The organism is Noviherbaspirillum album (assembly GCF_035916955.1).
In the GTDB taxonomy this organism is placed as follows: domain Bacteria; phylum Pseudomonadota; class Gammaproteobacteria; order Burkholderiales; family Burkholderiaceae_D; genus Noviherbaspirillum; species Noviherbaspirillum album.
In genome coordinates this window covers 53,480-67,958 of record NZ_JAWIIV010000016.1, presented here as the reverse complement: position 1 = coordinate 67,958, position 14,479 = coordinate 53,480, and the positions used below count along the sequence as shown (strand labels likewise).

The 14,479-nt window shown below is 63.3% G+C and carries 14 protein-coding genes; 8 read left to right on the top strand and 6 right to left on the bottom strand.

Annotation, left to right across the window (positions count from 1 at the left end; all coding sequences use genetic code 11):
- Nucleotides 1–55 precede the first annotated feature (55 nt).
- Complete coding sequence (rpiA, locus tag RY831_RS18530; protein WP_326507865.1) at nt 56–727, bottom strand: ribose-5-phosphate isomerase RpiA; 672 nt, start codon at nt 725–727, stop codon at nt 56–58.
- Between the two features lie 155 nt (nt 728–882).
- Between rpiA and RY831_RS18525 the strand changes: the two genes are divergently transcribed.
- The 3 genes from RY831_RS18525 to RY831_RS18515 are packed head-to-tail and all read left to right on the top strand — an operon-like array spanning nt 883 to nt 2,828.
- Nucleotides 883–1,242, top strand: a complete 360-nt coding sequence (locus RY831_RS18525) for a response regulator transcription factor (protein ID WP_326507864.1) — start codon at nt 883–885, stop codon at nt 1,240–1,242.
- 2 nt (nt 1,243–1,244) lie between these two features.
- Nucleotides 1,245–1,859, top strand: coding sequence for a chemotaxis protein CheX (locus tag RY831_RS18520; protein ID WP_326507863.1), 615 nt, complete (start codon nt 1,245–1,247; stop codon nt 1,857–1,859).
- A gap of 15 nt (nt 1,860–1,874) precedes the next feature.
- Nucleotides 1,875–2,828 (top strand): diguanylate cyclase domain-containing protein, encoded by a 954-nt coding sequence (locus RY831_RS18515; RefSeq protein ID WP_326507862.1) that lies wholly within the window; start codon nt 1,875–1,877, stop codon nt 2,826–2,828.
- Nucleotides 2,829–2,886: 58 nt separating this feature from the next.
- Here RY831_RS18515 and RY831_RS18510 read toward each other — a convergent pair whose 3' ends face one another.
- Both RY831_RS18510 and edd read right to left on the bottom strand, forming a co-directional pair.
- Nucleotides 2,887–3,510 carry a bifunctional 4-hydroxy-2-oxoglutarate aldolase/2-dehydro-3-deoxy-phosphogluconate aldolase gene (locus RY831_RS18510; protein ID WP_326507861.1) on the bottom strand — a complete coding sequence of 208 codons (624 nt, stop codon included), beginning with the start codon at nt 3,508–3,510 and terminating at the stop codon, nt 2,887–2,889.
- Nucleotides 3,511–3,515: 5 nt separating this feature from the next.
- A complete protein-coding gene (gene edd, locus RY831_RS18505) occupies nt 3,516–5,438 on the bottom strand; it encodes a phosphogluconate dehydratase (RefSeq protein WP_326507860.1) in 1,923 nt (640 codons plus the stop codon).
- 258 nt (nt 5,439–5,696) lie between these two features.
- Here edd and pgi point away from each other — a divergent pair, with 258 nt between their 5' ends.
- The 4 genes from pgi (at nt 5,697) to tal (ending at nt 10,882) form a co-directional block, all read left to right on the top strand.
- Entirely contained in the window at nt 5,697–7,364 is a 1,668-nt protein-coding gene (gene pgi, locus RY831_RS18500) for a glucose-6-phosphate isomerase (protein ID WP_326507859.1), read from the top strand.
- A 101-nt stretch (nt 7,365–7,465) separates the two neighbouring features.
- Complete coding sequence (zwf, locus tag RY831_RS18495; RefSeq protein WP_326507858.1) at nt 7,466–8,944, top strand: glucose-6-phosphate dehydrogenase; 1,479 nt, start codon at nt 7,466–7,468, stop codon at nt 8,942–8,944.
- Between the two features lie 25 nt (nt 8,945–8,969).
- Nucleotides 8,970–9,839, top strand: a complete 870-nt coding sequence (locus RY831_RS18490; protein ID WP_326507857.1) for an SIS domain-containing protein — start codon at nt 8,970–8,972, stop codon at nt 9,837–9,839.
- A 101-nt stretch (nt 9,840–9,940) separates the two neighbouring features.
- On the top strand, nt 9,941–10,882 hold the full coding sequence (tal, locus tag RY831_RS18485) for a transaldolase (RefSeq protein WP_326507856.1): 942 nt from the start codon (nt 9,941–9,943) through the stop codon (nt 10,880–10,882).
- Between the two features lie 95 nt (nt 10,883–10,977).
- Here the strand turns inward: tal and RY831_RS18480 are convergent, their stop codons facing one another.
- A complete protein-coding gene (locus RY831_RS18480; RefSeq protein WP_326507855.1) occupies nt 10,978–11,610 on the bottom strand; it encodes an FMN-binding negative transcriptional regulator in 633 nt (210 codons plus the stop codon).
- Nucleotides 11,611–11,623: 13 nt separating this feature from the next.
- Nucleotides 11,624–12,100, bottom strand: a complete 477-nt coding sequence (locus RY831_RS18475) for an OsmC family protein (protein WP_326507854.1) — start codon at nt 12,098–12,100, stop codon at nt 11,624–11,626.
- 104 nt (nt 12,101–12,204) lie between these two features.
- Between RY831_RS18475 and pdxR the strand changes: the two genes are divergently transcribed.
- Complete coding sequence (gene pdxR / locus RY831_RS18470) at nt 12,205–13,773, top strand: MocR-like pyridoxine biosynthesis transcription factor PdxR (protein ID WP_326507853.1); 1,569 nt, start codon at nt 12,205–12,207, stop codon at nt 13,771–13,773.
- Here the strand turns inward: pdxR and RY831_RS18465 are convergent.
- On the bottom strand, nt 13,766–14,374 hold the full coding sequence (locus RY831_RS18465; RefSeq protein ID WP_326507852.1) for a HupE/UreJ family protein: 609 nt from the start codon (nt 14,372–14,374) through the stop codon (nt 13,766–13,768). The two genes, pdxR and RY831_RS18465, sit on opposite strands and share 8 nt — an antisense overlap.
- Between the last annotated feature and the right edge of the window lie 105 nt (nt 14,375–14,479).

Sequence of the window (14,479 nt, the reverse complement as noted above, 5' to 3'; positions counted from 1 at the left end):
TTCAGCGGCTTTTTTTTCGGGATTGGTCAGCCTCAACCGGTTAGGTCGGGTCCGGTCAGAAGCTCAGCTTCTTCACACCTTCTGCCGTGCCGAGCAGTGCCACATCGGCGCCGCGCCGGGCGAACAGTCCGACGGTGACGACGCCGACGATGTTGTTGATGTCGGCTTCCAGCTTGCGCGGGTCGGCAATCTTCAGTCCGACCAGGTCGATGATCATGCAGCCGTTATCGGTGATCACCGGCTTGCCGTCCTTGACCCGCAGCCGCGGCTCGCCGCCGAGGGCCTTGAGCTGCCGCGCCACGGCCGCCTGGGCCATCGGAATGACCTCGATCGGCAGCGGAAAGGCGCCCAGTACGTCCACCAGTTTTGAACCGTCCGCGATGCAGATGAACTGCTTCGCCACCGAAGCGACGATCTTTTCGCGCGTCAATGCCGCGCCGCCGCCCTTGATCATGGCGCCCGACGCGGTGATCTCGTCGGCGCCGTCGATGTAAACCGACATCGACTCGACGTCGTTCAGGTCGAGCACCGGGATGCCGTGGGAGCGCAGGCGCTCGGCCGTAGCTTCCGAAGAAGCGACCGCACCCCTGACGCGGTCCTTGATCTTGCCCAATTCATCAATGAAGAAATTGGCGGTGGAACCGGTGCCCACGCCGATGATTTCACCGGCCGGCACGTATTCGATCGCGGCGCGCGCCACCGCTTGCTTGAGTTCGTCTTGAGTCATGATGCATTGCATGAAAAATCAAAGGTCGTATTTTAAGCGCTTCAATGCGGGAGTTTAGGTTTTTTCTACGCAGGCCCGGCCGCCGCAGGTGTTTCCAATGATAAACTTGCCATCTAGCACTAATCTGATGTTCCCTGCCTTGAAGTGATGCAAACATGACAACCGTACTCGTGGTCGACGACAGCCGCATTTCCCGCATGCTATCGCGCCAGTTCCTGATTCAGAAACAGCCGTCATGGACCATTGCCGAAGCCGCAAGCGGTGAGGACGCAATCGCCCAGCTCGACAGCCTGACGCCCGACCTGGTGCTGCTGGATCTGAACATGCCGGGCATGGGCGGCCTCGCCGCAGTCGACAAGATCCAGGCCAAATGCCCCTCCGCGCGCATTACTTTGCTTACCGCGAACGTGCAGGACGCCATCCAGGACAAGGCCAGATCCCTGGGAATCGGATTTGCCGCAAAGCCGATTACCGAAGATCGCATTGACCAGATCCTTGCGGATTTCGGGAAATAGCAATGTTCCAGCTCACCGAGCTTCAGCACGACGCCCTCGTCGAGATCTTCAATATCGGTGTCGGCCAGGCCGCGGCGGCAATGAGCCGCATCGTGAACGAGGAAGTCACGATGTCGGTGCCGCATATCGCCTTCCAGAGCCGCGCCGAAGTGGCGCACACGCTCGGCAGCACAGAAGGCAGGCGCATCTGCGCGATCGCGCAGCAGTTCAACGGCGCATTCGATACCGAAGCCTTTCTCATGTTCCCGGAAGAGAAAAGCCTTGAGATCGTGCGCCTGATGGTCGGCCAGAGCCTCTCGCTCGAAGAATTGAGCGAAATGGAACAGGAGGCGATGAGCGAAATCGGCAACATCATTCTCAATTCCTGCATGGCGACGCTGGCCAATGCCTCCGGCAAGGAGTTGCAGGGATCGCTGCCGATGTATCACGTGGGCACCGGCAACGATATCCTCAGCCAGTCGGGCAAGCAGTGGGACGGCGTGGTGTTGACATTGAAGATCGATTTCAATATCGAGCGCCATCACATCTACGGCTATGTCGCCTTCCTGCTCGACCTTCCGGCCTTGCATGATCTCACCCAGTACATCGACAGTTACCTGGCCGGCGTGGCCGGCTAGGTTGCGAAAGACCCCATGCTAAGCTTGCTTGAAGGCGTGCTGAAGGCGGTGCGGACCGGCATCATCGTGCTGGATGCGGGGGAACGCATCGTCGTTTGGAATGACTGGATGGCGCAGCATTCCCGCCTGAAGGAAACGCTCATCCTGGGCAAGACCTTCGGCGAAGTGCTGCCCGACATGATCGACGGCCGCACCCATGTCGCCATCCGGTCGGCGCTGCAGAACAACTTCGCGTCGCTGCTTTCGCAGACGCTCAACAAGGCGCCCTTTCCGCTGTTCGCCAATGCCGCCGATGCGGCTTGCGGCATGCGCATGCAGCAAGCCGTTCATGTGATGCCGCTGGAAGTCCCGACGCTCGGTCGGCACTGCATGGTGCAGATCACCGACGTCAGCATGGCCGTCGCGCGCGAACGCAAGCTGCGCGAGATGGCGGTGGAACTCGAATCGCAGACTCTAGTGGATGGCCTTACCGGCATTGCCAACCGGCGGCGTTTCGATCTGCACCTCGAAGACGAATTCCGCCGCGCCAAGCGCAATGCCGCGCCGGTGTCGCTGATCATGATCGACGTCGATTACTTCAAGGATTTCAACGACAACTACGGCCACCAGCGCGGCGACGATTGCCTGGTGCAGATCGCCGGCGCGCTGAGCCGCGTGCTCAACCGCGCCCGCGACCTGGTGGCCCGCTACGGCGGCGAGGAATTTACCGTGGTGCTGCCGGATACCGACGAGGACGGCGCGATGCAGGTTGCCGAAGCCATGCGCGCCGAGGTCGAGGCGCTCGCGGTCGAGCATGCCTATTCCGGCGTTGCCCGCCATGTCACCATCAGCCTTGGCGTCAGCACCCTGGTGCCGGAATTGTCGACCACGACCGGCAGCCTGATCCACGCCGCAGACCGCGCACTGTATCAGGCGAAGCGGGCCGGCAGGAACTGCGTTGCCGTCTACCTCGACAGCAAGCTTAGCTAAGCCGGGACCCGGACAATCTATCCTTCAAACCCGCCGGTCCGGCTCTGTCCCCATGTCCTTATTTGCGCAGCCGGCTTGCCGCCGCCGCGAGTTCGGTAATCATCTGCCAGTCGCCGTTCTTGAGCGCTTCCTTCGGCGTCAGCCATGAGCCGCCGACGCAGGCGACATTCTTGCACTCCAGGAATTTCGCGGCGGTTTCCTGGGAAATGCCGCCAGTCGGGCAGAAGGTCACGTCGGGCAGCGGCCCGGCGATCGCATTGAGCATGCCGACGCCGCCGGCCGGGACCGCCGGAAACAGCTTGAGCTGCCGGAATCCCGCTTCGCGCGCCGCCATGACTTCCGAAGGCGACATGACGCCGGGCAGCAAGGGCAATCCGCTCGACTTTGCCGCATCGATCAGGCTGGGCGTCAATCCGGGCGACACGCCGAATACCGCACCCGCTTCGCGCGCGGCGCGAAACTCTTCCGGCTGGGTCAACGTTCCGACGCCGACAATGGCGTCGGGCACCTGCTCCGCCATCGCGCGGATGGCGGACAAGCCGTGTTCGGTGCGCAGGGTGACTTCCAGCACGCGGATGCCGCCGGCAACAAGTGCCTTGGCCAGTGGTACGGCATGATCCGGGTTGTCGATGGCAATGACCGGAATGACCGGCGAGGTGCGCATGATGTCGAGCAGTGTCATGATGATTATTGGCGTGTGATGAGTGAATCTTCGTCGGAATAATTGACGGCCTGCGGCGTTGCCAGCGTGTTGTGCTGCTCTTCCTCGAGATGCAGCGCCGGCGGCAGGCCGAAGGTGGCGGCGCCCTCTTCAGCGGCGCTCACCCCGTTGCGGAACAAGGCGAACAGTTCGCGCCCCATGCCGACCTGGGCCGCCGACAGGTCGCCGGGCTCGATGCCGCGGCGGTCCCATTCTTCCTGCGCAACCAGCGCCTGCAGCGTGCCGGCTTCGGCATCGAGGCGGATGATGTCGCCGGTCCGAACCTTGCCCAGCGGCCCGCCGGCCAGCACTTCGGGCGATACATGGATGGCCGCCGGCACCTTGCCTGACGCACCGGACATGCGGCCGTCGGTGACCAGCGCAACGCGGCGCCCGGCATCCTGCAGGTTGGCCAGCGCAGGCGTCATTGCATGCAGCTCCGGCATGCCGTTGGCGCGCGGTCCCTGGTAGCGGACGACGGCGATGAAGTCGCGGTCCAGCTGGCCGGCCTTGTAGGCATCCATCAGCTCTTCTTGCGAATTGAACACGATCGCCGGCGCCTCGACGATGCGGTGCTGCTGCTTGACGGCGGATACCTTGATGACCGCGCGTCCGAGGTTGCCCTGCATCAGGCGCAGGCCGCCGTCCGGGGAGAAGGGTTCGGCCGCCGGGCGCAGCACCTTTTCATCGCCGCTCTTCGGCGCCGCCGGCCGCCAGACCACGGCGTCGCCGTCGAGGAAGGGTTCGGTGCAGTGGGCGCGCAGGCCCTGCCCGAGGATGGTGGTGACGTCGTCGTGCAGCAGCCCGGCATCCAGCAACTCGCGTATGACGAAGCCGACACCGCCGGCGGCGTGGAAATGGTTGACGTCCGCATCGCCGTTCGGATATATGCGCGCCAGCAGCGGCACGACGCCCGACAGCTCGTCGAAGTCGTTCCAGTCGATCACGATGCCCGCGGCGCGCGCCATCGCGACGAGGTGCAGCGTATGGTTGGTGGAGCCGCCGGTGGCCAGCAGCGCGACGATGGCGTTGACGATGGACTTTTCGTCGACCACGCGTCCGACCGGTATGTAGCTGCCGCCCTGCTCGCTGATCTCCACGGCGCGGCGCGCGGCGGCGGCGGTCAGCGCATCGCGCAGCGGCGTGCCGGGCGTGATGAAGGCGGTACCTGGAAGATGGAGCCCCATCACTTCCATCAGCATCTGGTTGCTGTTGGCGGTGCCGTAGAAGGTGCAGGTGCCGGCGCCGTGGTAGGACTGGGATTCCGATTCGAGCAGCGCTTCGCGCCCCACCCTGCCCTGCGCATACAGCTGGCGGGTCTTGGCTTTTTCGGCGTTGGAAATGCCGGTTGTCATCGGACCGGCCGGGATGAACACCGCCGGCAGGTGGCCGAAATGCAGCGCGCCGATCAGCAGGCCGGGCACGATCTTGTCGCAGACGCCGAGATAGACGGCCGCGTCGAACATGTTGTGCGACAGTGCAATTGCGGTAGCCATCGCGATCGCGTCTCGCGAGAACAGCGACAGCTCCATGCCGGGTTGGCCTTGCGTGACGCCGTCGCACATGGCGGGCGTGCCGCCGGCGAACTGCGCTACGGCGCCGGCGCCGCGCACTGCTTCCTTGATGATGCGGGGGAAATGCTCGAACGGCTGGTGGGCCGAGAGCATGTCGTTATAGGCGGAAACGATTGCCACCGACGGCGCCTTGACCTGCTTCAGCTTGAGCTTGTCATTTTCGGGAAACGCGGCGAATCCATGCGCCAGGTTGGTACAGGCCAGTGCGCCGCGATGCACGCCGTTCAGGCGGGCGGCTTCGATCCTGGCGAGGTAGGATGCGCGATATGGCTTGCTGCGGGTGATGATGCGGCGGGTGACCGCGTCGAGCGTAGGATGTACAGGGTGAAGTGACATTTTCGAATTCCACGGTGTTTTTGAAATTTTACTACATCTTTGCCGCTTGCACAGCACTGATGCACGGCAGCACGGTTTCCCATTGGTGATGCGCCATCATGCACTCGCCCGGGGCGTCACTGAGAAAACGCAAAGCCCGACCAAGGGTCCGACCACGCTGTAGTGAATTTACCAAAAAGTATAGTATAGTTGGACGCCACGATTCCTTCAGTTCTTTATTCAGCTTTTATTCAGCTTATAGATTGCCTCGGACCGCACATGCATCAGAACGCCCTTACGGAAACTCCCGCATATCAAGCATTGCTTCGCCATCATGCCGAAGCCAGTCAATGGCAGCTGCGCGATCTCTTCGATCCGCGGCAAGTCGGATCCGGTCAGCCGGACCGCTTTTCCCGCTATTCCCTCGAGGCGGCGGGCCTGTTCCTCGATTACTCGAAAAACCGCATCGATGACACCACGCTGTCGCTGCTGATGACCCTGGCCCGGGAAAGGGGTGTCGAAGCGCATCGCGACGCGATGTTCAGCGGGGAAAGAATCAACAATACGGAAGACCGTTCCGTGCTGCATACCGCGCTGCGGGCGCCGCGCAATAGCCGGCTGGTCGTCAATGGACAAGATGCCGTTGCGGAGGTTCATGCGGTGCTCGACCGCATGTCGGCCTTCGTCGAGCGTGTGCGCTCCGGGCAATGGCGCGGGCGCAGCGGCAAGGCGGTGACCGATGTGGTCAACATCGGCATCGGCGGTTCCGACCTCGGGCCGGAAATGGTATGCCGCGCGCTGCGCTCTTTTGCGCACCCGGGCCTGGCCTTCCATTTCGTTGCCAACGTCGACGGCCATGATCTCGACGCCGTGTTGTCGAAGGTCAATCCGGAAACGACCCTGTTCGTCGTCGCCTCCAAGACCTTTACCACGCGCGAAACCATGATGAATGCGCAGTCGGCGCGCGCATGGTTCCTGCGGACCGGCAGCGAAGCGGACCTTGCCAAGCATTTCGTCGCGGTATCGACCAATACCGATGCGGTGCGCAGCTTCGGCATCGACCCGGAGAACATGTTTCCATTCTGGGATTGGGTCGGCGGCCGTTATTCGGTGTGGTCGGCCATTGGCCTGCCGGTCGCGTTGGCGATCGGCTTCGAGAACTTCCGGCAATTCCTCGACGGCGCCCATGGGATGGACCTGCATTTCCGTAGCGCGCCGCTGGAACGCAACATGCCGGTGCTGCTGGCGATGCTCGGCATCTGGTACCGCAACTTTTTCCACAGCGGCTCCATTTCGATTGCACCCTATCACCAGGACCTCGGACAATTCGCCGCTTACCTGCAGCAGCTCGACATGGAGAGCAACGGCAAGCGCGTCTCGCGTTCCGGGCAGGCGCTGCAGGCGGAAACCGGTCCCGTGGTCTGGGGAGATGTCGGCACCAACGGCCAGCATGCCTACTTCCAATTGCTGCACCAGGGCACCGATATCGTTCCGGTCGATTTCATTGCCGCCTTGAAGCCGACTCATGCTCTGCCCGGCCATCATGCGGTGCTGCTTGCCAACTGTTTCGCCCAGTCGGAAGCCTTCATGCGCGGCAAGGATGCCGGCGAGGTACACGCCGAACTGAAGGCGCAGAAACTGCCGGACGAACAGATTGCCGCGCTGCTGCCGCACAAGGTCTTCCCCGGCAACCGCCCGAGCAATACCATCCTGATGGAGTCGCTGACGCCGACGGCGCTCGGTGCGCTGATTGCACTGTACGAGCACAAGGTGTTCGTGCAGGGCGCGGTCTGGAACGTCAACAGTTTCGACCAGTGGGGCGTGGAGCTCGGCAAGGTGCTGGCCAAGAACATCGAACCCGAAATCAACGGCGCTCCGCGTCCGGAAGCGCATGACAGTTCGACCAATGGCCTCATTGCGCGCGCCAGGGCGGCGCTGTCTTCCTGATGGCGGACCTATTCACGCGGGCAAGGCACCTCGCCCTTATTCATTTTCAACTCTTTCCATAACGGCCCCGCCGGCTTTCGCCGGCGATCCGGACTCCCACCATGGCACTCTCCGATTTCGATCTGGTCCTGTTCGGCGGCAGCGGCGACCTTTCCATGCGCAAGCTGCTGCCGGCACTCTACAACCGCGACCATGCCAAGGGTCTGCCGGAGACCGCCCGCATCATCTGCGTCGGCCGCAACGCCTGGAGCCGCGAGGAGTTCATGGAGGCGATGGAACAGAATGCCCGGCCGCATATCGCATCGGGCAATCCCGATCCGGCCACCTGGGAGCGCTTCCGCGGCCGTATCCAGTATGTTTCGCTCGACGCCGCCGATGCCGCTACCTATGCGGCGCTGAAGGGCGCATTGCGCGACGGCCCCGACGACAGTGCAATCGTGCGCGTGTTCTACCTCGCGATGCCGCCCAGCCTGTTCGCGACCATCTGCCGCAACCTCAAGGAATCAGGCCTGGCCAGCGCCACGTCACGTGTGGTGCTGGAAAAACCGCTGGGGCGCGATCTCGCCAGCGCCCAGCAGATCAACCGCGAAGTCGGGCAGGTGTTTTCCGAATCGCAGATCTTCCGCATCGACCATTACCTCGGCAAGGAAACCGTGCAGAACCTGCTGGCCCTGCGCTTCGGCAATGTGCTGTTCGAGCCGCTGTGGCGGCGCGAGTGGATTTCGGACGTGCAGATCACGATCGCCGAAGAACTCGGTGTGGGCAACCGGCTCGACTACTACGACACCGCCGGCGCATTGCGCGACATGCTGCAGAACCACCTGCTGCAGCTTCTGTGCATCGTGGCCATGGAACCGCCGGTATCGGCTTCTCCCGATGCGGTGCGCGACGAAAAGCTCAAGGTGCTGCGCTCGCTCAAGCGCTTTACCCCCTTCACGCTGGCGCAGGACGTGGTGCGCGGCCAGTACCGCTCCGGCCATGTCAACGGCGTCGCCGTGCCCGGCTACCGCAAGGAGCCCAATGCCAACCCGGATTCGCGCACCGAAACCTTCGTCGCGCTCAAGGCGGAGATCGATACCTGGCGCTGGGCCGGCGTGCCCTTCTACCTGCGCACCGGCAAGCGCATGGCCGACCAGCTGGCGGAAATCGTGGTGCGCTTCAAGAAGATTCCGGCATCGATCTTCGCGCGGCCCAACACCACTTTCCAGCCGAACAGTCTGCTGATCCGCCTGCAGCCGGAAGAGGAGCTGCAGTTGCAGCTGATGGCGAAAACCCCCGGCGACGGCATGCGGCTGCGCCCTGTGGAACTCGAACTCGATTTCAAGGAAACCTTCAAGACGCCGCGCATGGACGCCTACGAACGGCTGCTGCTCGATGTGCTGCGCGGCCAGCTCACGCTGTTCATGCGCAGCGACGAGCTGGAAGCCGCATGGGAGTGGGTGGAGCCCATCCTCAACTATTGGGAACAGGAAGGCGACGAGCCCATGCCCTATACTGCGGGTACCTGGGGACCGGCGGCTGCGAGCGCGCTGGTCGCGCGCGACGGCCTGCAGTGGCGCGAGGAATCGATACCCGAATGACATACGAATGACAGACTGACCCACCATGCTGCTCGACTCCATCAGAACCCAGCTTGACGCCCTGTCCAAGTCGGAAAAGAAGGTCGCCGTCGCGGTCCTGAAGAATCCCGACCTGGCGGTCTCGGGCAACATCACGGCGCTGGCCAAGAATGCCCAGGTGTCGGAACCGACCGTGGTGCGCTTCTGCCGCGCGCTGGGCTATGACGGCTGGCATGAATTCAAGCTGAAGCTGGCGCAGACCCTAGCGCTGGCGCTGCCGAATGCCGACGAATCGCTGCTGCAGGACGACCTCGCCGCGGACCTGGTCAACAAGATCTGCAGCCGCTCGATCAACACCCTGCTCGACCTGCGCAACAACCTGCAGCCGGCGGCGATCGAAAAGGCGCTGGACGTGCTGGCGCGCTCCAACAAGATCGAGTTCTGGGGCCAGGGCACGTCGGGCATCGTCGCCGCCGATGCCCAGCACAAGTTCTTCCGCTCGGGCGTGCCGACGGTCGCCTATGCCGACCCGCACATCCATGCGATTTCTGCCGCCCTGCTCATGAAAGGCGACACGGTGGTCGCCATTTCCCAGCGCGGCAACAGCACCGCGCTGCTGCACAGCGTGCAGCTGGCGCGCCGGGTCGGGGCCGACGTGGTGGCGCTTACTCCCAGCGGCACGCCGCTGTCCGATCTCGCAACCGTGCTGGTGCCGATCGACCTGAGCTTCAATATCGACCCCTACACGCCGATTTCCGCCCGCCTCGCTCACCTGGTGGTCATCGACATCCTGGCGGTGGGACTGGCGCTCAAGGGCGGCCCGGAATTCCGGAAAAAGATGCAAAACGCACAAAAGGCGCTGCAGAAGCTCGACATGCAGTTCGACTCCTTTCTGCGCCATCCGCCGAAAATCTAATCCGGCCGCCTGGAGCTGAATATTGTCCTGACGCATGTCTAACCGCGGCGGCGCGATGCGGTTATCATGCAGCTTTTCCGCCTGCCTTTTACCGCATCGCCATGAACCAGCTCGAACAACTGAAGCAGCACACCACCATCGTCGCCGACACCGGCGATTTCCAGTCGATCCAGGCCTTCGCGCCGCGCGACGCCACCACCAATCCCTCTCTCATCCTGAAAGCGGTGCAAAAGGAAGAGTACCGGCACCTGCTGGAAAAGGCGGCGCGCGATCACGGCGCCAAATCCACCGGCGACATCGTCGACAACCTGCTGGTCGCCTTCGGGACAGAAATCCTGAAAATCATTCCCGGCCGCGTTTCCACCGAAACCGACGCTCGCCTCTCCTTCGACACCCAAGGCACCATCGACAAGGGTCGCGCGCTGATCGCGCTGTACGAAGCCGCTGGCATTTCGCGCGAGCGCATCCTGATCAAGATCGCCTCGACATGGGAAGGCATCCGCGCCGCCGAAGTGCTGGAAAAGGAAGGCATCCGCTGCAACATGACGCTGCTGTTCGCGCTGCCCCAGGCGATCGCCTGCGCCGACGCGCAGGTGCAGCTGATCTCGCCGTTCGTCGGCCGCATCTACGACTGGTACAAGAAATCGACCGGCCAGGAATACACCGGGGCCGACGATCCGGGCGTGCAGTCGGTCAAGCGCATCTACAACTACTACCGGAAGTTCAGCTACAAGACCGAGGTCATGGGCGCCAGCTTCCGCAACACGTCGCAGATCATCGAACTGGCCGGCTGCGACCTGCTGACCATCAGCCCGGAACTGCTGCAGAAGCTGGCCGACGGCGACGCGCAGGTAGTGCGCAAGCTCAGCCCGGAGGAAGCCGCAGGCGCCGACCTGCAGAAACTGACGCTGGATGAAAGGACCTTCCGCTTCTTGCTCAATGAAGATGCGATGGGTACGGAAAAACTGGCTGAAGGCATCCGGCAGTTCTGCGCCGATGCGGTGAAACTGGACAAGATGGTCGAGGCTTTGCGCCAAGGCTAAGCCAACCAGGAGCTGCGTTTCTGGAAATGACGAAGGCATCCCGCCGTCATGGCAGGATGCCTTTTCTCTTTCATGCGGAGTTGCGCCCTCTTCGCTCACCCGGCGCGCAGAGCAACCGCTTCCGCCATCGCCACGGACTGCTCACCGCCCTGCTCCCTCAAGCCCGCTTCCACGCTGGCCCGGTTGCGCGCCGGCTGGTTCTGGCTGACTTTCCATTTTCCCTGCAAGCGCGTGATCTCGATCTCGATGCCAACGATCTGGGACAACAGCGAGTCGATGAAGCCGGCCGGCGCATCGTCGATCGACCACGGCGCTGCGCGTCCTGCCTCGTGCCGCGCGCTCAGGCGGGCCAGCAGCGCATGCACCCACTGCGGATCATCGACCGCGCGCAGCCGCCCATATGCATGCACGACCATGTAGTTGTAGGTCGGCACCACCTTGCCATGCTCTTTCTTGGTCTCGTAAAGCGAGGGGCTGATATAAGCCTGCGCGCCCTGGAACACGATCAGCGATTCGATCTGCGTCTCCTCCCGCCATACCGGATTGCTGCGCGCAACGTGGGCCTGCAGGCGTCCGAACGGCGAACCGTCGCTGACGATTTCGAATGGAATATGGTTAGCCTGCAGACCATCTTCGCCGAGCGTCACCAAGGTGCCCAGCGAATGCTCATGCATCAACCGGTGCATGACATCGGCGCGGTTTTCGGCGAACTGGGCGGGGATATACATGACGGACTCCTGTTCAGGCACCGGTTTCGACCGGCGCCTCGACTACGATTTCGGTTTTGACGGAATTGGCGATGAAGCAGTCTTCATGCGCGCGATGATGCAGGTCGTCGAGCTCCTCGGCGGTCGGCTGACGCTCGCCGCCGAACGCGATGCGCGGACGCAGCGCCACGCGGGTCACCGCGACGCGGCCTTGCTCATTCCTCTTCATCACGCCGACGGCTTCATCGACATAGCGGTCGACCACGAACCCGGCCTTGCCCGCGAGCCACAGGAAGGTCAGCATGTGACAGCTCGAAATGGCGGCGACAAAGGCTTCTTCCGGATCGACCGCGGCCGCTACCGACATCGGTTCCGGCACCACCGAAGGTGAGGATGACGCCGGCACCTCGACGCCGCCGTCGAAACTCCAGCGATGACCGCGGCTGTAGCTGTTGTCCTTGAAATTGTCCTGGCCCCGTTCCCAGGCGATGGTAGCGACATAGGTATGCATGTTTGGCTCCTTCTGTGAAATGCACGCATAGCTTATTGCGGAATTTGGCTATCTGAAAGATCCAATAAGTGATAATTTCGAAATACCAATTTCGGAATCAAGCCATGCACATCGCCCAATCGCTCGCGGCCCTGCAACTCGATGCGCAGTCGGCCACGCCGCTGTTTCGCCAGCTGTACGAAACGATCAAGCAATCCATCCTTGCCGGCAAGCTGGCGGCGGGCATGCAACTGCCGCCCACGCGCGAGCTGGCATTGCTGTGCGGAGTGTCGCGCCAGACCGTTCTCAATGCCTATTCGCAACTGATGGCCGAAGGTTACTTGTCCGGCACGGTCGGCAGGGGCACCTTCGTCAGCGCCAGCCTGCCGATCCCGTCCACGCAGCAGGCGGCTTCCGCCGGACGCCAGGCGACGCAGCCGATGCGGCCGCTCTCGGCGCGCGGCCAGCGCTTCACCGGCAGGCAGGCGCAGCTTCCCTTCCACCAGGGCGAACTGCGCGCCTTTCGCATCGGCATGCCGGGGCTCGACGTCTTTCCCTTTGACGTATGGGGTCGATTGGAGGCGCGCCGCTGGCGCAAGCCGCCCCACGAACTCGGCTATGGCGATCCGGCCGGCTACCGTCCGCTGCGCGAGGGGCTGGCGGCTTACCTGCGCGCGGCGCGCGGCGTGCAGTGCACGGCCGACCAGATCATCATCACCTCGGGCTCGCAGCAGGCGGTGTATTTGATCGCCGCCCTGCTGCTGGCGCCGGGCGAACAGGCCTGGGTGGAAGAGCCGGGGTACCGCGGCATCAATGCCTCGCTGCATGCCGCCGAGGCGCAGGTGTGCCCGGTCGGCGTCGATGCCGAAGGCATGATCGTGTCGCACGGCATGCATGCCTATCCGGATGCCAGGCTGGTCTATGTCACGCCGACCCATCAGCTGCCGCTCGGCGTCACCATGAGCCTGCAGCGGAGGCTGGAACTGCTGGCCTGGGCCTCCGCCAGCAAGGCCTGGGTGATCGAGGACGATTACGACAGCGAATACCGCTACACCGGCCCGCCGCTGGCGTCGCTGCAAAGCCTCGACAAGACCGGCTGCGTGATCTATGTCGGCACCCTGTCGAAAGTCCTGTTTCCCAGCCTGCGCCTGGGCTATATCGTCGCGCCGCCGGCGCTGGCCGAGGCATTTGCGCAGGGCAAGGCCATCCTTGACCGGCATGCGCCGCTGGTGCCGCAGGCGGTGCTGACGGACTTCATCCTGGAAGGCCATTTCAGCCGTCATATCAAGCGCACCCGCGAAGTCTATGCGGAACGGCGCTCGGCGCTGCTGCAGGCCCTCCAGTCGCAATTGGCCGACAGGTTGAACATAGGCGTCACCGATACCGGCCTGCATCTTCCGGTCATGTTTCGGCAGCCATGCGACGACGAAGCTGTCGCTCGCAAGGCGCTGGATCACGGACTAGAGATACGGGCGCTGTCGCATTTCTATAACGCCCGAGAAGCGGACATTCCGCAGCCAAGGGCATGCGGAATGCTGCTGGGGTTTGCCGCCATCCCGCCCGAGGAAATCAGACGGGGCGTGGATGCATTGAGGGTTTTACTGGAGGGATTTCAGCCAGGCAAGGCGATCGGCAGCAAAACGGCCCAGCCGCAGGACCGTTCGCATCGTCTTATCCTGTCCGGCATTAAATGAAGGCTAGCAGGGAAAATCCGGCTGAGGCCACGACCGCACCGGCCGCGCGCAGCACGCGGCCACTGGCAGCCGGCCGCGTGGCCCACATGCCGGCCAGCAGGCCTGCCAGGTGCAGCATGACGGTTGCGGCAATGAAGCCGGCACCGTAGCCGAGCAGCGTTCCACCGGCGGGCGCTTCGATGCCATGGGCAACTCCATGTACCAGGCCGAACAGTGCAATGATGGCCGCGCCGCCTGCCAGCGGCATGCGCACCGCGAAGGCAATCAGCAGACCCAGCACGGCAACCGATGCCGCAATGCCGGTTTCCATCCAGGGCAGCGCTCCGCCTTGTAAGCCTACCAGCGCGCCCAGCGCCATCATGGCCGGAAAGGCCAGCGGCATGACCCAGGCGACGCGGCGCGGCTGCTGCGACGCCCACAGGCCGACAGCCAGCATGGCCAGCAGGTGATCCCAGCCGAGAATGGGATGCAGGAAACCCAGCGAGAAGCTGGCGACCGCATGATGTTCGCCGGGATGGGCGAATGCCGGGGCGGCACACAGGCCGGCCAGCAATGCGATTGTGAGTGCTGCGGCAGTCTTGCGCGGCGCGGATGCTTGCATGAAAAATCCTCCATGGGTTCATTGATCTGATTTGCCGGCTCCGCCATGGTGCAAACGCGCCCCAAGTTTGGGCGAAGACGCCCCGGCATGGGATTGCATGGCGGC

What these genes read in the sequence shown, in the direction of transcription:
- rpiA (WP_326507865.1), bottom strand. Translation starts at nt 727, where the DNA reads ATGACTCAAGACGAACTCAAGCAAGCGGTGGCGCGCGCCGCGATCGAA.
- RY831_RS18525 (WP_326507864.1), top strand. Translation starts at nt 883, where the DNA reads ATGACAACCGTACTCGTGGTCGACGACAGCCGCATTTCCCGCATGCTA.
- RY831_RS18520 (WP_326507863.1), top strand. Translation starts at nt 1,245, where the DNA reads ATGTTCCAGCTCACCGAGCTTCAGCACGACGCCCTCGTCGAGATCTTC.
- RY831_RS18515 (WP_326507862.1), top strand. Translation starts at nt 1,875, where the DNA reads ATGCTAAGCTTGCTTGAAGGCGTGCTGAAGGCGGTGCGGACCGGCATC.
- RY831_RS18510 (WP_326507861.1), bottom strand. Translation starts at nt 3,510, where the DNA reads ATGACACTGCTCGACATCATGCGCACCTCGCCGGTCATTCCGGTCATT.
- edd (WP_326507860.1), bottom strand. Translation starts at nt 5,438, where the DNA reads ATGTCACTTCACCCTGTACATCCTACGCTCGACGCGGTCACCCGCCGC.
- pgi (WP_326507859.1), top strand. Translation starts at nt 5,697, where the DNA reads ATGCATCAGAACGCCCTTACGGAAACTCCCGCATATCAAGCATTGCTT.
- zwf (WP_326507858.1), top strand. Translation starts at nt 7,466, where the DNA reads ATGGCACTCTCCGATTTCGATCTGGTCCTGTTCGGCGGCAGCGGCGAC.
- RY831_RS18490 (WP_326507857.1), top strand. Translation starts at nt 8,970, where the DNA reads ATGCTGCTCGACTCCATCAGAACCCAGCTTGACGCCCTGTCCAAGTCG.
- tal (WP_326507856.1), top strand. Translation starts at nt 9,941, where the DNA reads ATGAACCAGCTCGAACAACTGAAGCAGCACACCACCATCGTCGCCGAC.
- RY831_RS18480 (WP_326507855.1), bottom strand. Translation starts at nt 11,610, where the DNA reads ATGTATATCCCCGCCCAGTTCGCCGAAAACCGCGCCGATGTCATGCAC.
- RY831_RS18475 (WP_326507854.1), bottom strand. Translation starts at nt 12,100, where the DNA reads ATGCATACCTATGTCGCTACCATCGCCTGGGAACGGGGCCAGGACAAT.
- pdxR (WP_326507853.1), top strand. Translation starts at nt 12,205, where the DNA reads ATGCACATCGCCCAATCGCTCGCGGCCCTGCAACTCGATGCGCAGTCG.
- RY831_RS18465 (WP_326507852.1), bottom strand. Translation starts at nt 14,374, where the DNA reads ATGCAAGCATCCGCGCCGCGCAAGACTGCCGCAGCACTCACAATCGCA.